The 22576-nt window shown below is 43.0% G+C and carries 20 protein-coding genes, 1 other RNA gene and 1 pseudogene; 10 read left to right on the top strand and 12 right to left on the bottom strand.

Going from position 1 to position 22576, the window contains the following annotated elements; translation table 11 throughout:
* Positions 1-105 precede the first annotated feature (105 nt).
* The 3 genes from HMPREF9009_RS14235 to HMPREF9009_RS14225 form a co-directional block, all read right to left on the bottom strand.
* Positions 106-1641 carry a trypsin-like peptidase domain-containing protein gene (locus tag HMPREF9009_RS14235; protein WP_004317638.1) on the bottom strand — a complete coding sequence of 512 codons (1536 nt, stop codon included), beginning with the start codon at positions 1639-1641 and terminating at the stop codon, positions 106-108.
* A gap of 219 nt (positions 1642-1860) precedes the next feature.
* Positions 1861-3012, bottom strand: a complete 1152-nt coding sequence (locus HMPREF9009_RS14230; protein WP_008025364.1) for a dipeptide epimerase — start codon at positions 3010-3012, stop codon at positions 1861-1863.
* A 113-nt stretch (positions 3013-3125) separates the two neighbouring features.
* Positions 3126-4106, bottom strand: a complete 981-nt coding sequence (locus HMPREF9009_RS14225; RefSeq protein WP_008025366.1) for a C40 family peptidase — start codon at positions 4104-4106, stop codon at positions 3126-3128.
* A gap of 98 nt (positions 4107-4204) precedes the next feature.
* On the opposite strand from HMPREF9009_RS14225, the gene rnpB reads away from it, so the two are divergent.
* Together rnpB and HMPREF9009_RS14220 are read left to right on the top strand one after the other, a co-directional pair.
* Positions 4205-4568, top strand: an RNA gene (rnpB, locus tag HMPREF9009_RS24860) — RNase P RNA component class A.
* 22 nt (positions 4569-4590) lie between these two features.
* Positions 4591-5910 carry a YihY/virulence factor BrkB family protein gene (locus HMPREF9009_RS14220; protein WP_008025368.1) on the top strand — a complete coding sequence of 440 codons (1320 nt, stop codon included), beginning with the start codon at positions 4591-4593 and terminating at the stop codon, positions 5908-5910.
* 368 nt (positions 5911-6278) lie between these two features.
* Here the strand turns inward: HMPREF9009_RS14220 and HMPREF9009_RS14215 are convergent, their stop codons facing one another.
* From HMPREF9009_RS14215 to pstC, 6 genes are all read right to left on the bottom strand, one after another.
* Entirely contained in the window at positions 6279-6815 is a 537-nt protein-coding gene (locus HMPREF9009_RS14215) for a nitroreductase family protein (RefSeq protein WP_049702530.1), read from the bottom strand.
* Positions 6816-6873: 58 nt separating this feature from the next.
* Positions 6874-7476, bottom strand: coding sequence for a riboflavin synthase (locus tag HMPREF9009_RS14210; RefSeq protein ID WP_008025374.1), 603 nt, complete (start codon positions 7474-7476; stop codon positions 6874-6876).
* Between the two features lie 390 nt (positions 7477-7866).
* Positions 7867-8556: a phosphate signaling complex protein PhoU gene (gene phoU / locus HMPREF9009_RS14205; protein ID WP_004317629.1), complete on the bottom strand. Its 690-nt coding sequence runs from the start codon at positions 8554-8556 to the stop codon at positions 7867-7869.
* 75 nt (positions 8557-8631) lie between these two features.
* Positions 8632-9390: a phosphate ABC transporter ATP-binding protein PstB gene (pstB, locus tag HMPREF9009_RS14200; RefSeq protein WP_049702529.1), complete on the bottom strand. Its 759-nt coding sequence runs from the start codon at positions 9388-9390 to the stop codon at positions 8632-8634.
* An 8-nt stretch (positions 9391-9398) separates the two neighbouring features.
* Positions 9399-10274 carry a phosphate ABC transporter permease PstA gene (pstA, locus tag HMPREF9009_RS14195; protein ID WP_008025376.1) on the bottom strand — a complete coding sequence of 292 codons (876 nt, stop codon included), beginning with the start codon at positions 10272-10274 and terminating at the stop codon, positions 9399-9401.
* Between the two features lies 1 nt (position 10275).
* Positions 10276-11472 carry a phosphate ABC transporter permease subunit PstC gene (pstC, locus tag HMPREF9009_RS14190; RefSeq protein WP_049702528.1) on the bottom strand — a complete coding sequence of 399 codons (1197 nt, stop codon included), beginning with the start codon at positions 11470-11472 and terminating at the stop codon, positions 10276-10278.
* Positions 11473-11651: 179 nt separating this feature from the next.
* Here pstC and HMPREF9009_RS14185 point away from each other — a divergent pair, with 179 nt between their 5' ends.
* The 4 genes from HMPREF9009_RS14185 (at position 11652) to HMPREF9009_RS14170 (ending at position 16482) form a co-directional block, all read left to right on the top strand.
* Entirely contained in the window at positions 11652-12464 is an 813-nt protein-coding gene (locus HMPREF9009_RS14185) for a phosphate ABC transporter substrate-binding protein (RefSeq protein WP_049702527.1), read from the top strand.
* A gap of 48 nt (positions 12465-12512) precedes the next feature.
* Positions 12513-14252 carry a glutamine--tRNA ligase/YqeY domain fusion protein gene (locus HMPREF9009_RS14180; RefSeq protein ID WP_004317618.1) on the top strand — a complete coding sequence of 580 codons (1740 nt, stop codon included), beginning with the start codon at positions 12513-12515 and terminating at the stop codon, positions 14250-14252.
* A gap of 99 nt (positions 14253-14351) precedes the next feature.
* A complete protein-coding gene (locus tag HMPREF9009_RS14175; protein WP_004317616.1) occupies positions 14352-15803 on the top strand; it encodes a tetratricopeptide repeat protein in 1452 nt (483 codons plus the stop codon).
* Positions 15804-15834: 31 nt separating this feature from the next.
* Entirely contained in the window at positions 15835-16482 is a 648-nt protein-coding gene (locus tag HMPREF9009_RS14170) for a DedA family protein (protein ID WP_008025384.1), read from the top strand.
* A gap of 68 nt (positions 16483-16550) precedes the next feature.
* Here HMPREF9009_RS14170 and HMPREF9009_RS14165 read toward each other — a convergent pair whose 3' ends face one another.
* Entirely contained in the window at positions 16551-17435 is an 885-nt protein-coding gene (locus HMPREF9009_RS14165; RefSeq protein WP_004317613.1) for a DUF3078 domain-containing protein, read from the bottom strand.
* 198 nt (positions 17436-17633) lie between these two features.
* Positions 17634-18134 carry a thiol peroxidase gene (gene tpx, locus HMPREF9009_RS14160; RefSeq protein ID WP_004296650.1) on the bottom strand — a complete coding sequence of 167 codons (501 nt, stop codon included), beginning with the start codon at positions 18132-18134 and terminating at the stop codon, positions 17634-17636.
* 137 nt (positions 18135-18271) lie between these two features.
* Here tpx and HMPREF9009_RS14155 point away from each other — a divergent pair, with 137 nt between their 5' ends.
* From HMPREF9009_RS14155 to HMPREF9009_RS14140, 4 genes are all read left to right on the top strand, one after another.
* Entirely contained in the window at positions 18272-18835 is a 564-nt protein-coding gene (locus HMPREF9009_RS14155; protein ID WP_004317609.1) for an HdeD family acid-resistance protein, read from the top strand.
* Between the two features lie 83 nt (positions 18836-18918).
* Positions 18919-19398, top strand: a complete 480-nt coding sequence (locus HMPREF9009_RS14150; protein ID WP_004296648.1) for a DUF4494 domain-containing protein — start codon at positions 18919-18921, stop codon at positions 19396-19398.
* Between the two features lie 6 nt (positions 19399-19404).
* Positions 19405-20073 (top strand): YggS family pyridoxal phosphate-dependent enzyme, encoded by a 669-nt coding sequence (locus HMPREF9009_RS14145; protein ID WP_008025386.1) that lies wholly within the window; start codon positions 19405-19407, stop codon positions 20071-20073.
* Positions 20074-20097: 24 nt separating this feature from the next.
* Positions 20098-21075: a dihydroorotate dehydrogenase-like protein gene (locus HMPREF9009_RS14140; protein ID WP_049702526.1), complete on the top strand. Its 978-nt coding sequence runs from the start codon at positions 20098-20100 to the stop codon at positions 21073-21075.
* Between the two features lie 108 nt (positions 21076-21183).
* Here the strand turns inward: HMPREF9009_RS14140 and HMPREF9009_RS14135 are convergent.
* Positions 21184-22389, bottom strand: a pseudogene (locus HMPREF9009_RS14135) (PhoH family protein); the annotation flags it as partial.
* Positions 22390-22576 lie beyond the last annotated feature (187 nt).

Here is a 22576-nt window from a genome sequence, read left to right as displayed (position 1 = left end):
ATTTTTCAACTAATAAAACAAAAAGAGATGCCGACAAGTTGATTGGCGGCATCCTTTTTCTATTTCATTAGCTTATCCTATAATCTTCTTACCTTATTTTATATATTACTCTTGAGTAAGATCGACAGCGAAGTATCCGCGTTTACCGGATGGGAACACACCGGTCAGGAACAATACCTGATTCGGAGACTTAACAGCAGCTTTCATCACTTCTTCCAGATCGCTGACTTTGCGCATCGGCTGGTCATTAGCTTTTAGGATAATGAAACCTTTACGAACTCCTGCATCTGACATTTTACCGGAAGAAACCCCTGTCACTTGCAAACCGTAACCCAGATTCAATTGTTTCTTCAAATCATCCGGCAATTCTTTGAAAGCAGCTCCCAGGATTTCCATGCCTGCATCTTTCACGATTTTGGTAGTACCTTGTTCGTTCTTCAACGTTACTTCAACGGTCTTTTCCTTCTTATCGCGCATCAGTTTCACTTTCACCTTATCACCCGGACGATGTTTCGCAAGAGCTTCCTGCAAGTCGGCCATATTGGATACTTTCTTATTATCCACACCGATAATTACGTCATCCACTTTGATGTCAGCTCCCGCAGCAGAACCATTCTCTACGATTTCAGAAACCCACACTCCTTCTACAACACCCAGTTCTTTAGCTTTATCTGCCAGTGTCTTACCGGATTTATCAATCGGTTGACGGTCGTCCATCAAACTGCTACCGATAGAACCACCACGAATACCGAGCAATGCACGTTGTACTGTTCCGTATTGTTTCAGGTCGGCAATTACCTTCGTCATAATGCTGGTCGGGATAGCGAAACCATATCCTGCATAAGCACCTGTCGGAGAAGAAAGCACCGAATTGATACCTACCAGCTCACCTTTGGCATTTACCAGCGCACCGCCACTATTCCCCTGATTGATAGCAGCATCCGTTTGGATGAATGATTCTATACCACCATTATATACACCCAGAGAACGGGCTTTCGCACTTACGATACCGGCAGTTACAGTAGAGTTCAGATTGAACGGGTTACCTACCGCCAATACCCACTCTCCTACTTTCAACGCTTCGGAATCTCCTACCGGAATAGTCGGGAAATCATCACCTTCTATTTTTACTAATGCAAGGTCGGTGCTGGGGTCAGTACCAATCACGCGTCCTTTAAACTCACGGTTATCATTCAGTTTCACACTGATTTCATCCGCACCTTCAATCACGTGATTATTCGTTACGATATATCCATCTTTCGAGATGATTACTCCCGAACCAAAACCTACACGAGGTTGAGACTGTACCTGACGCTGCTGTCCGCGTCCATCACCAAAAAAGAAATCGAAGATGTCCGGCGCTTGCTGAACAGTTCTTGTTTTAGCTTCTTGAGTAGACCTTATATGTACGACAGCATGAAGCGAATTCTCCGCAGCCTGAGTCAGGTCAACAGGTTGAGCGTTCACAGCGTCAAAAGCAGCCAATTTGACATTGGGATTCTGCTTGAACATCTCATTAAAAGATGTCTCTTTAGCAGCTTCGTTAGATTGCAACAATTTGTAAGTTGTCAATCCTGCAACTCCTGAGCTAAGAAGAATGATTGCTCCTACTCCCAGAATGTTCTTTGTTGTCTGTTTCATGATTTATAATTCTTTAAATTGTTAATATTCGACATTGTTTTAACTTTTACGACGTTAAAATAATAACAAATATCGTTCACTTATTCCACTTGTCACTCTTTTTTGTCCACTTTTAACAGAGAATATTTAGAGCTTAACAGCGGTTAACGACAGCACCTGACAAATTTACATTCGTTGTATGTCAGATGGCTTTAACACTCTGACATTCATTCAGTAAAGTCAGATTTTCATGACACCGATTCCGGGCAAATCATTTAAGGTGATCTTTCCATTCACCACTTCTACCCCTTTAAATCGATCATTAGAAATAAGCAAGTTACCATCCAGGTCGGCAAAATCGACTAATGGCGAGAACTGTGAAGCTGCTGAAATAGCACACGAGGTCTCTGTCATACAACCCACCATCACACGCATACCGAGCGCATGCGCCAATGTTACCATCTTCCATGCTTCACGCATACCGGTACATTTCATCAGCTTAATATTAATTCCCGTGAAAGCGTCTTTCAAAGCAGCTACATCTCCCAAACGCTGCAACGATTCATCTGCAAATATCGGCAATGGACTTTGTTGTGTTATCCAGGCAATGTCGTCTAGCTTCTCCTTCGGCATAGGCTGTTCTATCATCACAATGCCTTTTTCTTTCAGCCAATGAATCATATCAAGCGCGTATTGACGGTCTTTCCAGCCTTGGTTGGCATCTATCGCTATCGGTAGATTCGTTACCGATCGGATGGTTTCAATCATCTCCTTATCATTGTCCCGTCCCAGCTTTACCTTTAATATATTAAACTGATCGGCGCACTCTTTTGTTTTCTCCCGTACTACATCCGGTGTATCAATACCTATCGTGAAGGTGGTAGAAGGCGTCTTTTCTTTGTTCAATCCCCATATTTTATACCAGGGAGCATCCAACAGTTTTCCCACCAAATCATGAAGGGCGATATCTACCGCAGCTTTCGCCGCCGTGTCTTTTGGCGAGAGGCTGTCAACGTATGACAAAATGTCATCTAGCTGAAAAGGATCACTAAACTGTTCCAGATTCACTTTCCCCAGAAAACTCATAACCGATTCTACCGTCTCTCCCAAATAAGGAGGCATAGAGGCCTCTCCGTACCCCGTTATCCCTTCATATTCTATTTCCACCTGTACATCAGGAGTCGTTGTGCGTGAATATGTGGCAACCGTAAACACATGCTTCAACTTCAATTCATAAGGGAAAAAGCTCATTTTCATCTTTCCTCCCAAACCGAGCTTATTTATATAGACGTTAGAAAGCGATGATTCTCCGGCTAATGTCTGACGGACCACTAACCCAGAACCCAAAGCAGCCAAAGTCGCTGTTTTCAAAAAATCTCTTCTGTTCTGCATGCTTTAATAGATGATAAATTACAAATGATAAGTGATAAATGACAGGTGGCAGATAATAGATGATAGATATTTATGCAAAATACTCACAGTAACTATCAACCATCATTTATCGACTATTTATAATAAGGATTATTATCCGTAGTATTCATTCCCTTCTCCTTATTAATATAAGGTAGGAAGCGAACGGCAAAAAGCAGACGTTTCGTGTTGAACTCGTCATAGTTCTTATCCGCGGGGTTCATACTACTGATGTGTACATCGCCCAAAGCGTGGATAAACTGTTTATTACCAAGATAAATACCAACGTGAGAGATTCCTTCTTTACGCTCCGCAGTTGCTTTACGACCGAAAAATACTAAATCCCCCCGTTGTACATTGGCAAAATCAGGAGCAATCTCAATATGTTCGCCCACATAAGCCTGTTGAGACGCATCTCTTGGAATAATAATATCATGCATAAAAAGCACGGTACGTACCAAGCCGCTACAATCTACTCCTTTGGAAGAGGTTCCTGCCCACAGATAAGGAATTCCCATCATCGAATAAGCAGTCGCAATGATACTTTCAACATCTTGTTTCAATGAAGCCCTCCATTTTGTTTCCGGTTGAGAAATAGATTTAGAAATGTATGCTTTCCGACCGTCGGGATAAGATACTTTGTAGAAATGCCCTTTGCTTCCCTCCCACTTCAGACGATTGCCTGCAACCACGTCGGACACAGGTTGAGAACTTTCATCCGGTTTTTCATACGCAAATCCGTAGTGCGAAGTAACCACTATCTTTTCCGCCCGGTTCCACTCATCATAACGTTCCTTCGACATGGGGGTAATCACCATCCGGTGTACCCATCCGGTATAATCATCCGGCGTTTGTATCTCGTACCAACCGGTATATTGAAGTACTTTGACCGGCATCCCCAACAATGCCTGCGTACTCATGCCGGAAGTAAATTTGCCTTCTTCGCGCAAATTGCAAACAGAGATATGCACTACCCCATAAGCTGAATCGGCAGGCATGGGACGTATTTCCTGTGCTTTCAGGCTGACTGCCGCAATCACCAGAAAACAAGAGAAAAGGAGGATATTCTTCTTCATTGAAATTCATTTTAATAATAGCAAAGGTAGAAATTATTTCTATTTGTGCTACTTTCTTTGGCTAAAACAAAATAAATGACGTATTTTTGCAGTCTAAAGCAGTTGGCCGGTCTGTCGCGTGCACGTTTCGTGCAGGAGGAAAGTCCGGGCAACATAGAGCATCCTACTTCCTAACAGAAAGCTGTCCGTGAGGGTAGAGTAACGTAGAAGAAAACAACCGCCGCTCCTTTCGGGGAGAGGTAAGGGTGAGAAGGTGGGGTAAGAGCCCACCAGCCGCATGGTGACATGTCGGGCTGTACGTCTTAGGAGTTGTAAGGTCATGTAAACCGGCGTTATGAGAGTTGCTCGCTCCATGTCGGAGGGTAGACCGCTAAAGTGTCGTGGTGACACGCCACTCAGATAAATGACAGGCACCTTGTTTTATATAAGGTACAGAACTCGGCTTATAGGCTGACTGCTTTTTCTTTTAATTATCCGTTGAACTATGAAGAAGAAAATCACCGATATATGGAAGTTTCTTACGTATGACATCTGGCGCATTACGGAAGATGAAGTGACCCGAACCAAGTTCTCACTCTACAATATTATAAAGACCATCTATCTTTGTATCAACCGGTTTACCAAAGACCGAATGGCTAATAAAGCTTCCGCACTGACATATAGCACATTGCTCGCCATTGTACCGATACTTGCCATCCTGTTTGCCGTGGCACGCGGTTTTGGATTCGACAACCTGATGGAACATCAGTTCCGCAATGGTTTCGGAGGAAATATAGAAACAACAGAGGCCATTCTCTCATTTGTCAACTCCTATCTTTCACAAACCAAAGGGGGTATTTTCATTGGAGTTGGTTTGGTCATGTTGTTATGGACGGTTATCAATCTGGTCAGCAATATTGAAATCACCTTCAACCGTATTTGGGAAGTAAAAAAAGCACGGTCCATGTATCGCAAGATTACGGATTACTTTTCTATGTTCCTGTTGATGCCGATTCTGATTGTAGTATCCGGAGGACTTTCTCTGTTTATGAGCACCATTCTCAAACAGATGGATGATTTCGTCCTGCTTGCTCCTATTATGAAATTCATGATACGGCTTATCCCTTTCGTCCTGACATGGCTGATGTTCACAGGGCTGTATATCTTCATGCCGAATACAAAAGTAAAATTCAAACACGCGCTCATTGCAGGCATTCTGGCGGGGTCTGCTTATCAGGCTTTTCAATTCCTGTATATCAACAGCCAGTTGTGGGTATCAAAGTACAACGCCATTTACGGTAGTTTTGCCGCACTTCCTTTATTTCTGCTTTGGCTGCAAATATCTTGGACAATCTGTTTATTCGGAGCCGAATTGACGTATGCCGGGCAAAATATCCGTAGTTTTAGTTTTGACCAGGATACCCGGAATATCAGCAGACGATACCGAGACTTTATATCCATCCTGATTATGTCGCTCATAGCCAAACGGTTTGAGAAGAACGAACCTCCCTATACGGCTGCAGAAATCTCGGAAGAGCATCAGATTCCCATCCGACTAACCAATCAGGTGCTTTATCAGTTGCAGGAAATAGAATTGATTCACGAGGTAGTCACCGACGAAAAAAGCGAAGAAATCGGCTATCAACCGTCAATGGATATCAATCAATTGAATGTAGCCATCTTGCTGGATCGTTTGGATACATACGGTTCCGAGAATTTCAAAATTGATAAAGACGAAGAATTCAACGACGAATGGAAAGTGCTGACCGAATCCAGAGAAGAATACTATAAAAAAGCAAGTAAAGTATTACTGAAAGATTTATAAGGAAAAGGAAGCAAGCAGTGCAACGATCTCGAAAATCAGACTTTACAACCTGATATTCTTATCTATAATAAGTCCGAAGCCAGCCTGAAAGGAGAAGACGTCCAACTGAAAGCGGCAGTAGACTATTTGCTGAAGGATTTGTCAAAAAAGAAATAAATACTACATTATTAATGCCGCTTATTCAGTGGCATTAATAATAAGTTATATATCAACACTTTAGAAGAAACACTTTTGGTTTTAAACAAACAGTCCGTTCCTTTAAAAGGAAAGCATCGTTGGTTTAAAAGGAACGGACTCTTCCTTTAAAACCAACGATGCTTTCTGTTATATGCTTATCCTAAAGAACTAAGAATATAATTATTTTTCAATCAATAACGGTTGTATGAAATCACTTTCTCTTTCGACTTCCTCATTTTCTTGCGTTTTTCCTTTGCCGGATAACCAATGACAATATCCAGCAATAAACGTTTGGAAGCAGGGATACCGGCAAGCTGTTTCATTTCTTTTTCATCAAACCAACCCAGAATACAAGAGCCCAGTCCTTCGGCTTCAGCCGCCAAAGCAATATGAGCAGCAACTATTCCAATGTCGATCAATGGAAAATGCTTGCCTTTCACCTTTCCACCAAGCAGAGAGGTAATATTAGCAGATTCCTCTACCACCAGAATATGCACGGGAGCATCTTTAGCAAACTTATTCATCCCCAAACCAGCAGCAGCTTTCCCCGCTTTTTGGGCCAGTTCCTTATCCGTGATGACTACAAACTTCCAAGGCTGCGCATTACAGGCCGAAGGCGCCAAACGAGCAGCTTCAAGTATCCGTTCCAACTTTTCCGGCTCCACCGGACGCTGCTTATCATACGAACGGTCGCTTTGACGAGCCTGTACCAATTGAAGAAAATCCATAAGATTGCGATTTTATGATTTACAATTTACGATTGAAATTCGCTTTCGCGACAGCCAACTATTTATATTGAATCATCCGGCTGATATACTTACCGATAATATCGAATTCAATATTTACCACACTGCCAATCTCAAACGTATGGAAGTTTGTATGCTCATACGTATAAGGAATGATAGCTACCTGGAAAGTATCATCGGTCGGATTACATACTGTCAGGCTAACACCGTTCACAGTTACCGAACCTTTATCCACCGTGATATATCCACGTTTCGCCATTTCCTTATCAAACGCATATTGGAAGGTAAAATACCAACTACCTTCCGCATCCTTAATATCAATACAAGTAGCAGTCTGGTCTACATGTCCCTGAACAATATGTCCGTCCAACCGGCCATTCATCATCATGCTACGTTCAACATTCACCTTATCCCCCACTTTCAGCAGACCGAGATTAGAGCGTTCCAATGTTTCTTTCATGGCAGTCACCGTATACGTATCATCTGTCAGAGTCACCACTGTCAGACACACACCATTGTGAGAAATACTCTGGTCGATTTTCAACTCATTCACAAACGAACACTTAAATGTAAAGTGTATATTCTCCTGGTCTTTCACCAGTGCTACCAAAGTAGCATATTCTTCTACGATTCCAGAAAACATAATTTCATTTACTATTTTACGATTTACTACTTACTATTTTAAGATTGAGAATACTCTCTTAATGCAAGGGTCAAAGATACGAATTAGAAAGGAGCTTAAAAAATAAGAGCAAAAAAAAATGGGGCTTTTCACAAAGCTCCATTTTTCAGTTTTCAATAGGTATTAGTTTTTTTTTAAGGTAAAAAGATTGTTTTCAGGATAACGGTGCAAATATAGGCGGTTTTACCGATACTATCCAAATTATAAAACATGTCATATAACATCTTTTTGAAAATTCTTTGGATTTATTATCATTTGAAGCAAAATCTCCTGTAACTTGTCCGTTATAGGTGACAAATATAGGATAATTTTTTAAGGAGCCCTAATTTCTGTTTAAAAATCCGCAAGAAATTACTTTTCCGGGTAGTTTTCGTCCGTTTTTCCACGATGTTTTAACACTTTGGCGTCAATGAAGAAAACAATCTCCTCGGCAATATTGGTAATATGGTCTCCCGAACGTTCCAGTTTACGGAACACACTGACCAAATCTACGCAGGTATGTACAGCTTCCGGATGTTCGATGATATAGTCAGAAAGAATACCTGTCGCATCCGCATTGATTTCATCCAGCAAATTATCCTTGGCAAACACTCCCGCTGCCAAATCATTGCTTTCTTCATTCAAGGCACGCTTCGCCAGTTCCAGCATCGACAACACTTCTGCCTGCATCTCTGCCAGACGAAGACGGTTCAATAATTCCGCATCCAACACCGGCTCTTTGCAACGAAGTACAAAGCGGGCAATACCTTCCGCAAAGTCGCCCAAGCGTTCCAGATTCGTATTGATCTTCAGCATAGCCAATACAAAACGGAGGTCAATCGCCACCGGATTATATAATGCGATAATATCTTCCACATCGCTATCTATCTTCAATTCAAAAGCATTCACCCGACGCTCACGAACCATCACTTGTTGAGCCAACTCCTTGTCGAGGGTCAACACAGCCTCTCCGGCACGGTCAAGCTGGTTGTACACCAAGGTCCACATTTCATCAATTTCCTTCTTCAATAGGATAAGTTCCGATTCTATAAACTTTACCATAGTCTATTATATATAAATGATTAATATTTTGCTAATGACATTTCAGAAATAAATTTCAGGCACGGATTTCACGAATTACCCGAAGCGTCCCGTTATGTAATTCTGGGTAGCCTCTTTCTCCGGATTGGTGAATATCCTTTTCGTCTGATCGAATTCCACCATTTCGCCCATATAGAAAAACGCCGTCTTATCACTGACACGGGCTGCCTGCTGCATATTATGCGTAACGATTACAATCGTATAATCCTTCTTCAATTCATGGATCAACTCCTCCACCTTAGCCGTAGAAATAGGGTCGAGTGCAGACGCAGGCTCATCCATCAGCAATACCGAAGGAGAGACAGCCATCGCACGGGCGATACAAAGCCGCTGTTGCTGTCCGCCGGACAATGCATAAGCCGACTCCTTCAACTTATCTTTCACCTCATCCCAAAGAGCCGCTCCTTTCAACGTTTCCTCCACACGCTGACGAATGAAAGCATTATCTTTTATTCCGTTCACACGAAGTCCGTAAGCCACATTCTCGAATATACTTTTCGGGAAAGGATTCGGACGCTGGAACACCATTCCTACATTCTTACGGAGTTCGTCCACTTCCACCCCTTTCGCATATATATTATGTCCGTCGATACGGATTTCTCCCTCCAAACGGGTAGCAGGAATCAAATCATTCATCCGGTTGAAAAGCCGGAGGAAAGTAGACTTACCGCAACCGGACGGTCCGATAAAAGCGACAACCGACTTTTCCTCAATCTGCATACTGATACCCTTCAATGCATGAAAATCTCCATACCAAAAGTTCACATCGCGCGTATCTATTTTCACTGTATCCATATACTAATCTAGTTTGTTTTTACTCTTTTCTCAAAATACTTTCTCAATGCATTGGCCAGCAGATTCACGAACAGGATAATCATAATCAATACCAATGCCGTACCATAAGCTAGCGGCAATTGTGCCTCCATGTCCGTTCCACTCGTAGAAATCACATACAAATGATAAGGCAATGCCATACACTGATCAAAAATACCCGTTGGCAGTTGTGGCAGGAAGTATGCGGCACAAGTAAACAGAATCGGCGCCGTCTCTCCCGAAACACGTCCCAAGGCAAGAATCAACCCTGTGATAATGTTCGGCATCCCCATCGGCAGAATGACGTGCCAGATCGTCTGCAACTTCGTTGCCCCCAAGGCCCGGCTGCCTTCACGCATACTGTCAGGAATGGCTTTCAGAGCTTCCTCCGTTGTCCGAATGACCAAAGGTACGCAAAGCAAACCTAATGTCAAAGAACCGGCCAAAATACTATCACCAAATCCCATATAATTGACAAACAGCGCCATACCGAACAATCCGAATACGATGGAAGGAATACCGCTCAAGTTATTGGTCATCACCCGGATAAAGCGTACCAACTTACCTTTCGGCGCATACTCATTCATATAAATTCCGCTCATCACCCCTATCGGAAAGGCGAACAGCGCACTCCCCACCATCAGATAGAAAGTACCGACAATGGCCGGCCATATACCGCCACCTGTCATCCCGTCCGTAGGAGCCGAAGTGATAAAATCCCAACTGATAGCGCCGATTCCTTTATAGACGATAAATCCCAGAATTGCAAACAATATCAGTACAATGCAAAGGCTCAACAGCCGGAAAATCCCGAAAGCAACTTTCTGCGAACGGTGTTTAGCTTTATTATTACTCCGTATTTCCATCTTATTTGCTACGTTTTAATCCTTTAGAGGAAATATATTCCACACTAAAATTGATAATCAATGTGATGAAGAACAGTACGACACCCAACAGGAACAACGCCTGATAGTGAGGTCCTCCCGCAGGAGCTTCTCCCAATTCGGCTGCAATCGTAGCCGGAATGGTACGCAAAGGCTCAAGGATCGTTGTCGGAATCACAGCCGCATTACCCGTCACCATCAATACTGCCATCGTCTCCCCGATAGCACGTCCGATACCAAGTACCACACCGGATGTAATCCCCGAAATAGAATAAGGAATCACTACCTTATATATCGTCTGCCATTGCGAAGCGCCCAATGCCAGACTCGCCTCACGCATCGCACGCGGACAGTTGCGCATCGCGTCTTCCGTCACCGTTATAATAGTAGGCAATGCCATAATGGCCAGTACGATACTTCCCGCCAAGCCACTCTCTCCTACCGGAAGATCAAACAATTTCTGAATCAACGGAACAATGACAATTAATCCGAAAAAGCCATAAACAACGGAAGGAATACCGCTCAACAGTTCGATAATCGGTTTTAGCCAGTTCCGCACTTTCGGATTTGCCACTTCAGACATATAAATAGAAACCGACAGCCCGAACGGCAAAGCAAAAAGGATGGCAAACAGGCTCACCCACAACGTCCCGGTAATCAACGGCAGAAAGCCGAATTGAGCAGCCGGAGTAGCCGTAGGAAACCATTCAGCACCCGCAAATACATCCTTTACGGAAATAGTGTTATCCTCTATGAAATGTACCGTGTCCGGATGAACAATAAACTTCTGCGGAACAAAAGCTACGATGCCGGGTGTTTTCTCCACCAGCTCCGTAATCTTATCGCCTGCATATTCATAAGCAGATCCCAACTCCTCTTCCGTATAATACTGCGTTATGTCCTCCAAACGAAAAACCCGGATAGGGAGATCTTCCCCACCGAGTTCCTTCCAGTTCGTAATCTCTTCGTCAAAAACATTTTTTATCTGTGCGGGGCTCAACACGCTGACCTTATTGCTCTTATTTAGCGCCAACACATATCCCTCTTCAATCACTTTACTCTTGAACAGCCCGAAAGCTTCAGTGAAAAGGAAGAGTACAATCAGCAGAATAGTAATACTTGTCACAAAGCCGCTACAAGTCAACATTCCTTCTATAATCTTTTCAAATACCTTTTTCATATACCTGCTATGATTTCTGATGCAAAGAAAGCATCTCTTTATTAAGGAGGTGTGACTAACGTTTGAAGGAAATGTTTCAATCATGTTACGTTTGTGTTACAAGTATCATTTCCACTCCGGATGAAATGAAAATGTAATATCCGATTGCTTAATTTGCAACGTTAATAAAACGAAGAAATATGAAAGTGAGAAGAAACTTATTAATCGCCCTTTCCTTACTCTCGCTCGGTGCCAACGCACAACGTATTAAAGGTAGCGATACGGTACTGCCTGTCGCACAACAGACAGCAGAGCGGTTTATGAACCAGCATCCGGAGGCCCGTGTCACAGTGACCGGTGGCGGAACCGGTGTAGGTATCTCCGCTTTAATGGATCATACAACGGACATCGCAATGGCTTCCCGCCCGATCAAGTTCAGCGAAAAGATGAAAATAAAAGGAACCGGAGAAGAAGTAGACGAAGTGATTGTAGCCTACGATGCTCTTGCCGTGGTGGTGCATCCCTCCAATCCGGTAAAGCAGCTGACCCGCCAACAACTGGAAGACATTTTCCGGGGGAAGATAAACAACTGGAAACAGGTAGGCGGAGACGATCGCAAAATAGTGGTTTACTCGCGCGAAACATCGTCCGGTACTTACGAATTTTTCAAAGAGAGCGTACTGAAAAATAAAAACTACATGGCAAGCAGCCTTTCCATGCCGGCAACGGGTGCCATCATCCAGTCTGTCAGTCAGACCAAAGGAGCCATCGGATATGTCGGACTGGCATACGTATCTCCCCGTGTCAAAACGCTTTCCGTATCATACGACGGCACCCACTATGCCACGCCTACGGTAGAGAACGCCACCAATAAGACCTACCCCATCGTGCGCCCGCTTTATTACTACTACAATGTAAAAAATAAGGAACAAGTCTCCCCCCTGATTCAGTTTATTCTCTCGTCCGACGGACAGGACATTATAAAAAAGAGCGGTTATATTCCGGTTAAATAAAAAAAATGTCCTACTTTTGTAGCCTAAATATAGATAACATTAACCGTTATGACAGATATTAAAAACGAAGAAGCAGGCGAAAAGAAAAGCTTGAACTTTATTGAACAGGCAGTAGAGAAAGACTTGAAAGAAGGTAAAAATGGTGGAAAAGTGCAGACACGCTTCCCGCCCGAACCTAACGGTTACCTTCACATCGGCCATGCCAAAGCTATTTGCCTTGATTTCGGCATCGCAGAAAAACACGGCGGTGTATGTAACCTTCGTTTCGACGACACAAACCCGACCAAGGAAGATGTGGAATATGTAGAAGCTATCAAAGAAGATATTCAATGGTTGGGCTACCAGTGGGGAAACGAATACTACGCTTCCGACTACTTCCAACAATTATGGGACTTCGCTATCCGCCTGATCCAGGAGGGAAAAGCATATATTGACGAACAAAGCTCCGAACTAATCGCACAGCAAAAAGGTACTCCTACCCAACCGGGTGTGGAAAGCCCTTACCGCAACCGTCCTATCGAAGAAAGCCTCGAACTTTTTAAGAAAATGAATAGCGGCGAGATCGAAGAAGGTGCTATGGTGCTCCGTGCCAAGATTGACATGGCTAACCCGAATATGCACTTCCGCGATCCGATTATTTATCGTGTAGTGAAACACCCGCACCACCGTACAGGTACTACCTGGAAGGCTTATCCGATGTATGACTTCGCTCACGGACAGAGTGACTTCTTCGAAGGAGTAACTCACTCGCTGTGTACACTCGAATTTGTGGTACACCGTCCTCTTTATGACCTCTTCATCGACTGGCTGAAAGAAGGAAAAGACCTGAACGACAACCGTCCTCGTCAGACTGAATTCAACAAACTGAACCTAAGCTATACCCTGATGAGCAAACGTAACCTGCTCACACTGGTAAAAGAAGGATTGGTGAACGGATGGGACGACCCCCGTATGCCGACTATCTGCGGTTTCCGCCGTCGCGGTTATTCACCGGAATCTATTCATAAATTTATTGATAAAATCGGATATACCACATACGATGCCCTGAACGACATCGCCCTGTTGGAAAGCTCCGTTCGGGACGACCTGAACAGCCGTGCCACCCGTGTATCGGCAGTGATCAACCCGGTTAAACTAATCATCACCAACTATCCGGAAGGACAGGTTGAAGAACTGGAAGCAATCAACAACCCGGAAGACCCGGAAGCAGGAAGCCACCTGATCGAATTCAGCCGTGAACTGTGGATGGAACGTGAAGACTTCATGGAAGACGCTCCCAAGAAATATTTCCGCATGACACCGGGACAGGAAGTACGCCTCAAAAATGCCTATATCGTAAAATGCACCGGTTGCAAGAAAGACGAAAACGGCGTAATAACAGAGGTATATTGTGAATATGACGCTAATACCCGTAGCGGTATGCCGGACGCAAACCGTAAGGTGAAAGGCACGCTCCATTGGGTAAGCTGCAATCACTGCCTGCAAGCAGAAGTACGTTTGTACGACCGCCTGTGGAAAGTGGAAAACCCGCGCGACGAACTGGCTGCCATCCGCGAAGCTAAAAATTGCGAAGCACTGGAAGCCATGAAAGAAATCATCAATCCGGACTCATTGAAAGTTCTGCCCAACTGCTACATAGAGAAGTTCGCAGCTACCCTGCCTACACTCTCCTACCTGCAGTTCCAACGGATCGGTTACTTTAATATCGACAAAGAATCAACCCCGGAAAAACTGATTTTCAACCGCACAGTAGGGTTGAAAGATACGTGGGGGAAGATTAATAAATAACCTTTCACCACAGATTACACGGATTAACACAGATTTTTATTCTATATTTCTCTAATCTGTGTTAATCCGTGTAATCTGTGGTGAACAAAATTAATAAAAATGGGTAGAAAGAACTCACCATCAGCCAAAAAGCAACTAGCCACACTTATCACAAACTACGAAAAAGCAAAAGCAGAAAACCGACAACTTTATCTGGATGCTGACCAACTGGCCGACATCGCCGACTGGTATGCCTCCGAACGGAAATTTGAAGAAGCACAAGAAGTAATCACCTACGGACTTAAGATACATCCGGGAAATACAGCTTTACTCATCGAACAAGCCTATCTTTACCTGGACACCCAAAAACTGCAAAAAGCAAAGAAAGTAGCAGATTCCATCACCGAAGATTTTGACTCGGAAGTGAAACTGCTGAAAGCCGAACTATTGCTGAATGGAGGAAAACTGGAAGAAGCCCAATGGCTATTAAGTACGATAGCGGATGCCGACGAACTGGAAACAATCATTGATGTCGTATTTCTCTATCTGGACATGGGATACCCGGACGCAGCCAAAGAATGGCTCGACCGAGGTAAATCGCGTTATGCCGAAGATGAAGAATATATGGCCCTCACAGCCGATTATCTGGCATCGACCCACCAAGTAGAATCAGCCATCATCTATTACAACAAACTCATCGACAAATCCCCTTTCAACCCTTCCTACTGGATGGGACTGGTGAAATGTTACTTTGTTCAGGAACAAATAGACAAAGCCATCGAAGCCTGTGATTTTGCGTTGGCAGCCGACGATCAGTGTGGAGAAGCCTACGCTTATAAAGCGCATTGTTTTTTCTATCTGAACAATTCGGATGATGCCATCGAGAATTACCAAAAAGCGATCGAACTTAAATCCATCCCCCCTGAACTGGGTTATATGTTCATGGGAATATCTTACGGCAATAAAGAAGAATGGCAGAAAGCCGATGACTATTACGACAAAGTAATCGCACGTTTTGAAGAAGACGGAGACAGACAGTCTGTCCTATTAATAGACACATATACCAGCAAAGCCTTCGCCCTGTCCCATCTGGAAAGATATGAAGAAGCACATCAGCTCTGCGAGAAAGCCAAAGAGATAAACCCGAATGAAGGATTGATTTATCTGACAGAGGGAAAACTATATCTGGCAGAGGAGCTGGAAGACGAAGCAGCCTTGTCTTTCGAAAAAGCGATAGAGATTAACTCTAACATAGAAATGTGGTATATGATCGCCTCTGCTTATTCGGAAAGTGACTATCTGATAGAAGCCAAAGAATACTTTGAAAAAGCGTACCAGATGAATCCGAAATACGAAGATGTGACGGAGAAATTGAGTGTGCTTTGCCTCATGCACGGTGAAATCGACAACTTCTTTAAATACAACAAAGAATGTGAACATCCACTGGAAGAAGATATGATTCTGGATCTGTTAAATAGTCCCGAACATAGAGAGGAAGATGAAAGAACTCTCAAAGAAGTGTGGGAACGCATGAAAAAGGAGAATAAGAAAAAGAAGAAAGGAAAAAAATAAATCAGATTAATAAATTCTATCCTCAAAAAACATGGAATCAGTAGCAGAACTTCTTAAATGGGTATTAGAAAATTTGAACTATTGGGTAGTCACCATTTTTATGGCTATCGAAAGTTCTTTTATTCCCTTCCCCTCGGAAGCCGTAGTGCCACCTGCCGCATGGAAAGCTATGGCAGACGACAGTATGAATATCTTTCTCGTGGTCCTATTTGCCACCATAGGAGCAGATATCGGTGCATTAGTAAATTATTACCTGGCGCGTTGGCTGGGTCGTCCTATTGTCTATAAATTCGCTAACAGCCGTTTAGGGCACATGTGCCTTATTGATGAAGAAAAGGTACACCATGCAGAAGAATATTTCAGAAAGCACGGTGCAGCCTCCACTTTCTTTGGCCGTCTCATTCCGGCTGTACGCCAACTTATCAGTATTCCCGCAGGATTAGCCGGCATGAAATTAGGACCTTTCCTACTTTACACCACTCTCGGCGCTGCGATATGGAACAGTATATTGGCTCTACTCGGATACCTGATCTACCGGTTTACAGACCTCAAAACCACTAATGACGTCTATGTAATGGCAACCACATACAGCCACGAAATCGGCTATGTCATTATAGCAGTGGTGGTATTGGTCATCGGATTCCTAGCTTATAAGGGACTGAAGAAGAAGAAAAAATAAGTATTAAGTATTAGGTATTAAGTATTACCATGACTAATACTTAATACCTAATACTTAAAAACCAATCCTTAGAAATTGAATTGGACTCCCACTCCCAAGATCTCTTTAAATTGTACACGAGATCCTTTGGTACCATCCTTTTGTACAATCTTCACATCATCGTCATACATCAGGTTAGTAGTGAGCGTGGTTGAAAACCATTTATTGATAATCATATTTATTTGCACTTCCCAGTTCACATCTATGTTCAATGGCTTGTGCAGATAATCGGAATATAAATCCAAACGCGAATATACTGTCATATTCTTCAAAAATTCATATTTGGCTTCCCCTTTCAAGTTAGCACCGAAACTGGATAACAGGTGTTTGCCCGGATCCACTCCATAGGCTCCTTCGTCCGAGAGACGGTCATTGAGAACAAATGTTCCGCGCCATGCAGCAGGAGACAATACAACGGTAAATATCTTACCCGGATCATAGGTAAAGCCCAAACCGGTAGTCAAATAAGCGGGAGCCATAAATTCGGAGATAGCAACATCCTTATTGACGGAATAGTCATATCCGGGAGAGAACTGCGTCTGGAAAGTGGCGAATGCGCTGGCATACCAACTTTTGGCAATAGCATAGCCATAATTCGTATTCAAATAAATCTTATCATTAGCCTTCCTGGTTCCGTCGTCACCAGTCTTATTCAATCCATAAGCCAGTTCGATACGATTATTCCACAGATGTTTTCCTTTCTTATAATTAATCTGATAAGTGCCCTGCAAGTCAAAGGCAACAGAGTTATCACCTCCGGCAGCCCAGTTAGTCAGGCTCACCTGTGTCAGTTTCAGTCCGGCAAATCCTTCTTTTGTCCAGGGAGAAGTTTGTGTACTATCGGCAGTTTGAGCCGACAGGGTTCCAGCACCCATACATAGCAGGGTGATGAATAGAGTTTTCATCTTGTTCATGATAGTTGAGGTTTAGTGTAGAAAAAAACACAACCTAACAAGAACGGAGCCTTGGCAGTTTACCAAGCCTTTTTACCAGTTCCCATTAGGTCAAAATCTTTAAGATAAGAGCAGTATTAAGTATTAGCCGTATTCGTTTATTAGCTGCAACTAATAGTTAATAGTTAATACCTAATACTTAATACTCCATATTCTATATTACTTTACAGCAGCTAAGGCTTTATCATAATCAGGCTCCTGGGTAATTTCAGGAACAAGTTCCGTATAAGCAATCTTGCCATCCTTGCCAATCACAACTACCGCACGGGCCAAAAGTCCTGCTAACGGACCGTCTGCCATACGCACTCCGTAACTTTCGTCGAAATCAGAGAAGCGGAAATCAGACAGTGGAATTACATTTTCAATACCTTCCGTTGTACAGAAACGACCGTGCGCAAAAGGAAGGTCCTTAGAGATAGCCAATACTACCGTATCTTTCAGTCCGGCAGCCATCTTATTAAACTTACGTACAGAGGTTGCACATACGCTGGTATCCAGACTGGGGAAAATATTTAAAATCACATTTTTACCATTCAAATCTTTCAGAGAGAAAGAAGATAAATCTGTTTTTACCAGCTCGAAGTCAGGAGCTACCTTACCTACTTGTATAAATTCACCGATTAGTTTCACCGGTTGTCCTTTGAAATTTGTTGTTGCCATAATGCATCTACATTTAAAATTTACTTTATATAGGAAACAACGATTCCCCCAAATATGTTCACGGAAAACCTTTTCTAAATTGAATTTGTTATTCCACAACGAAATCACCCTAGTATTCAATTTAAAATATAAAATGTATGGAAACTGTATTCAATGAGATTCAACATTCAGTAAAAAATTGGTGGACTTCTCTTCTTTTGGGAATCGTGTATATCATTGTAGCCCTTTGGCTCATGTTCTCACCCGTGAGCACCTATGTAGCTTTAAGTATCATTTTCAGCGTATCGATGTTGATAAGCGGTATTTTGGAAATTATCTTCGCTTTTAGCAACCGGAAAGGTGTCCCGAGCTGGGGATGGTATATCGTAGGCGGACTGATCGACCTTGTTCTGGGTATCTACCTGATTGCCTACCCAATGGTCAGCATGGAAGTCATTCCTTTTATCATAGCCTTCTGGCTTATGTTCCGCGGCTTCTCCTCCACCGGCTATTCCATCGACTTGAAACGTTACGGAACCCGCGACTGGGGCTGGTACATGGCTTTCGGTATCCTTGCCATTCTGTGTTCCCTTTTAATATTATGGCAACCCGCCATAGGAGCACTCTACGCAGTCTACATGATTTCTTTTACTTTCCTCATCATCGGACTTTTCCGTGTCATGCTTTCATTTGAACTAAAAAATCTGCATAAAAGAAAATAAAAATCTTTCGGCACTTACTTTGGTATTTTGTTTATCTTTGTAGGCAATTTACATGAATCAATTAATTAAAAAGGAAGAAAATTATGGCAATGCATACATGGTTTGAGTGCAAGATCCGTTATGAGAAAGTAATGGAAAACGGAATGCAGAAGAAAGTAACTGAACCTTATCTTGTTGATGCACTCAGTTTTACAGAAGCAGAAGCACGGATTATCGAAGAAATGACTCCGTTTATCTCCGGAGAATTTACCGTTTCGGACATCAAACGTGCCAACTATAGCGAATTATTCCCCAGTGACGAAGAAAGTGCCGACCGCTGGTTCAAATGCAAACTTATTTTTATCACGCTCGATGAAAAAAGCGGTGCGGAAAAAAAGACTTCCACTCAAGTATTGGTACAAGCTGCCGACTTGCGTGATGCAGTGAAAAAGCTGGATGAGGGCATGAAAGGAACCATGGCAGATTATCAGATCGGTATGGTATCCGAAACTCCGCTCATGGATGTATATCCTTACAGCGCCGAACCGAATGACAAACCGGAATTTGATCCGTCAAAAGCATAAGTAACAATGAGTATTGCTGACAATTTAAAGCAAGTGCTGGCCGAACTCCCTCAAGGAGTCCGGCTGGTTGCTGTCTCAAAATTCCATCCCAATGAAGCGATAGAAGAAGCATATCAGGCGGGACAGCGTATTTTTGGAGAAAGCAAAGTGCAGGAAATGACAGCTAAATACGAAAGTTTGCCGAAAGATATCGAATGGCATTTTATCGGGCACCTGCAAACGAATAAAATCAAATACATGATACCATACGTAGCGATGATTCATGGAATTGATAGTTATAAACTACTGGCCGAAGTCAACAAACAAGCTGTCAAGGCCGGACGTACTGTGAACTGCCTGTTGCAGATTCACGTTGCGCAGGAAGAAACCAAATTTGGTTTCAGTCCCGAAGAATGTAAAGAGATGCTGAATGTCGGAGAATGGAAAGAGCTGACTCATGTACGCATCCGCGGATTAATGGGTATGGCCAGCAACACCGATTGTATTGAACAAATCAACCGAGAATTTTGTTCACTAAATAGACTCTTTAACGAGATAAAAACAACTTGGTTCACCCACTCTGATACCTTCTGCGAACTATCAATGGGAATGTCACATGACTATCACGAAGCCATTGCCGCAGGAAGTACGCTGGTACGAGTAGGAAGCAAGATTTTCGGAGAAAGAAATTATTGATTAAGTATTAAAAAACATATTGCTATGACCGATTTAAAAACTACTTTCGCAGGGCTTTCTCTTAGAAACCCTATCATCATCAGTAGCTCAGGGCTGACCAACAGTGTCGGCAAAAACAAAAAATTGGCCGAAGATGGTGCCGGTGCTGTCGTTCTGAAATCACTGTTTGAGGAACAGATCATGCTGGAAGCAGATCAACTGAAAGACCCGGCATTCTATCCCGAAGCCAGTGACTATCTGGAAGAATATATCCGTGAGCACAAGTTATCTGAATACCTGACTTTAATAAAAGAAAGCAAAAAGGTATGCCCCATTCCTATCATTGCCAGCATCAACTGCTACACTGATTCCGAATGGATCGACTTTGCAAAGAAGATTGAAGAGGCTGGTGCCGACGCATTGGAAATCAATATCCTCGCCTTGCAATCAGAACTGCAATATACATACGGTTCATTCGAACAACGCCACATCGACATTCTCCGCCGCATCAAGCAGACGGTTAATATTCCCGTTATCATGAAGCTGGGCGATAACCTGACCAATCCTGTGGTATTGATCGATCAGTTGTATGCCAACGGTGCAGCCGCAGTTGTTCTCTTCAACCGCTTCTATCAGCCGGACATCAACATCGAAAAGATGGAACATATTTCAGGAGAAATATTCAGCAATGCTTCCGACCTCGCCAATCCGCTCCGCTGGATTGGAATTGCATCTGCAGTAGTAGATAAGATCGACTATGCGGCTTCCGGTGGTGTTGCCAATGCTGAATCAGTAGTGAAAGCGATCCTTGCCGGTGCTTCAGCCGTAGAAGTATGTAGCGCAGTCTATCTGAATACAAACGCATTTATTGGAGAAGCCAACCGCTTCCTCTCTGCATGGATGGAACGCAAAGGATTCGAAAATATAGCTCAATTCAAAGGCAAACTGAATATCAAAGATATTAAAGGCGTCAATACATTTGAACGTACACAATTCCTTAAATATTTCGGAAAGAAAGAATAAAGCAAATGAAGAATGAAAAATGAAGAATGAAGAATGAAGAATAAGCTGCGCTATTATGCTGCATAGTAAATTCTTCATTTTTCATTTTTCATTCTTCATTTTCATTTCCTACAGCAGGTTGCTTGCCAGTTCACTCAATTCACTTCGTTCACCTTTCAGCAAATTGACGTGTGCAAAGATATTCTGGTCTTTCATACGATCAATCATATATACCAAGCCATTGGACTGACTATCCAGATAAGGTTGGTCAATCTGCTGGATATCTCCCGTAAATACCATCTTCGTACCTTCGCCTGCACGGGTGATGATTGTCTTTATTTCATTTGGGGTCAGATTCTGCGCTTCGTCAATGATGCAATACATTTCGCTCAAACTACGACCACGGATAAATGCCAGAGCTTCAATCACCAGCTGTTCGCTTTTCTGCATATCTTCTATGCGCTTCACTTCGGTAGAGTTTGCTGCAAACTGACGTTTTATCACGTTCAGATTGTCAAATAATGGTTGCATATAAGGAGCTACTTTCTCTTGTGCATCTCCTGGAAGGAAACCTATGTCTTTATTAGAAAGCGCTACAACAGGACGTGCCAGCAAAATCTGTTTGTAATCGGTCAGTTTACCCAACGCAGCAGCCAAAGCCAGCAAAGTCTTACCTGTTCCTGCTTTTCCTGTCAGAGCTACCAGTTTGATATTCGGATCATTCAGGATCTCAAAAGCAAAACTCTGTTCCGCATTCCGGGGTTCGATTCCATAATTCTTACCCTTCATCACGCGGATAATAGAATGGGTAAAAGGATTATAGCGTGCCAATACACTATTCCGGTCACTCTTCAACACAAAACACTCATTGGGATGAACCAAATCCTTAAAGTCGAATTCACTCAAGTCAATACCTTCTTTGGAAGAATAAATGCGGTCGATCAATGCAGGATCTACATTTTCAAAAATCTCATTCGACTTCTCGAACACATCTACATTTACCACCTTATCCGTAATATAATCCTCGCAAAGCAATCCGATAGAACGGGCTTTCATGCGCAGATTCACATCTTTGGTCACTAAGATAGATTTCATTTTCGGATACTTGCCGGTCAGGTATTCGGTTGCCGCCAAAATCAAATGATCGGGTTTCTTTATAGGAAACGATTCCCACACTTTGGTAGCCGGCACATTGCTCGTCACCACAAACAGACGTCCCAATCCTTCGCCAAGCTTCACTCCGTCGGAGAAAAGCTCGTCGCTTGTCAATACATCCAATTCGCGCACGAACTCACGAGCATTGAAATTTATCTGCTCGTTTCCTTTTTTGAACCTCAAATCCGCAACTAAGCTCTTCAGCGTCCTTCTTGCGTCTAAACGTCCTCTCATCACTGAATTAGCAGATAAATTGAGGCTGAAATACCCACTTCTGCCCACAATATCCCCTTGCCCCACTATGCGACTTGAGGCAATACGCAGTATCATACCCATAAGTTGTAGGCGTTATCCAAAATCAGTCTGA

The sequence above is a fragment of the Bacteroides sp. 3_1_13 genome (genome assembly GCF_001185845.1).
Lineage (GTDB): Bacteria > Bacteroidota > Bacteroidia > Bacteroidales > Bacteroidaceae > Bacteroides > Bacteroides xylanisolvens.
The sequence above is the reverse complement of the archived record's forward strand: the minus strand, read 5'-3'. Positions and strand labels throughout refer to the sequence as shown.

Bases quoted from the DNA above. Each gene is read 5' to 3' on its own strand.
- HMPREF9009_RS14235 (WP_004317638.1), bottom strand. From the start codon at position 1,641: ATGAAACAGACAACAAAGAACATTCTGGGAGTAGGAGCAATCATTCTT.
- HMPREF9009_RS14230 (WP_008025364.1), bottom strand. From the start codon at position 3,012: ATGCAGAACAGAAGAGATTTTTTGAAAACAGCGACTTTGGCTGCTTTG.
- HMPREF9009_RS14225 (WP_008025366.1), bottom strand. From the start codon at position 4,106: ATGAAGAAGAATATCCTCCTTTTCTCTTGTTTTCTGGTGATTGCGGCA.
- HMPREF9009_RS14220 (WP_008025368.1), top strand. From the start codon at position 4,591: ATGAAGAAGAAAATCACCGATATATGGAAGTTTCTTACGTATGACATC.
- HMPREF9009_RS14215 (WP_049702530.1), bottom strand. From the start codon at position 6,815: ATGGATTTTCTTCAATTGGTACAGGCTCGTCAAAGCGACCGTTCGTAT.
- HMPREF9009_RS14210 (WP_008025374.1), bottom strand. From the start codon at position 7,476: ATGTTTTCTGGAATCGTAGAAGAATATGCTACTTTGGTAGCACTGGTG.
- phoU (WP_004317629.1), bottom strand. From the start codon at position 8,556: ATGGTAAAGTTTATAGAATCGGAACTTATCCTATTGAAGAAGGAAATT.
- pstB (WP_049702529.1), bottom strand. From the start codon at position 9,390: ATGGATACAGTGAAAATAGATACGCGCGATGTGAACTTTTGGTATGGA.
- pstA (WP_008025376.1), bottom strand. From the start codon at position 10,274: ATGGAAATACGGAGTAATAATAAAGCTAAACACCGTTCGCAGAAAGTT.
- pstC (WP_049702528.1), bottom strand. From the start codon at position 11,472: ATGAAAAAGGTATTTGAAAAGATTATAGAAGGAATGTTGACTTGTAGC.
- HMPREF9009_RS14185 (WP_049702527.1), top strand. From the start codon at position 11,652: ATGAAAGTGAGAAGAAACTTATTAATCGCCCTTTCCTTACTCTCGCTC.
- HMPREF9009_RS14180 (WP_004317618.1), top strand. From the start codon at position 12,513: ATGACAGATATTAAAAACGAAGAAGCAGGCGAAAAGAAAAGCTTGAAC.
- HMPREF9009_RS14175 (WP_004317616.1), top strand. From the start codon at position 14,352: ATGGGTAGAAAGAACTCACCATCAGCCAAAAAGCAACTAGCCACACTT.
- HMPREF9009_RS14170 (WP_008025384.1), top strand. From the start codon at position 15,835: ATGGAATCAGTAGCAGAACTTCTTAAATGGGTATTAGAAAATTTGAAC.
- HMPREF9009_RS14165 (WP_004317613.1), bottom strand. From the start codon at position 17,435: ATGAACAAGATGAAAACTCTATTCATCACCCTGCTATGTATGGGTGCT.
- tpx (WP_004296650.1), bottom strand. From the start codon at position 18,134: ATGGCAACAACAAATTTCAAAGGACAACCGGTGAAACTAATCGGTGAA.
- HMPREF9009_RS14155 (WP_004317609.1), top strand. From the start codon at position 18,272: ATGGAAACTGTATTCAATGAGATTCAACATTCAGTAAAAAATTGGTGG.
- HMPREF9009_RS14150 (WP_004296648.1), top strand. From the start codon at position 18,919: ATGGCAATGCATACATGGTTTGAGTGCAAGATCCGTTATGAGAAAGTA.
- HMPREF9009_RS14145 (WP_008025386.1), top strand. From the start codon at position 19,405: ATGAGTATTGCTGACAATTTAAAGCAAGTGCTGGCCGAACTCCCTCAA.
- HMPREF9009_RS14140 (WP_049702526.1), top strand. From the start codon at position 20,098: ATGACCGATTTAAAAACTACTTTCGCAGGGCTTTCTCTTAGAAACCCT.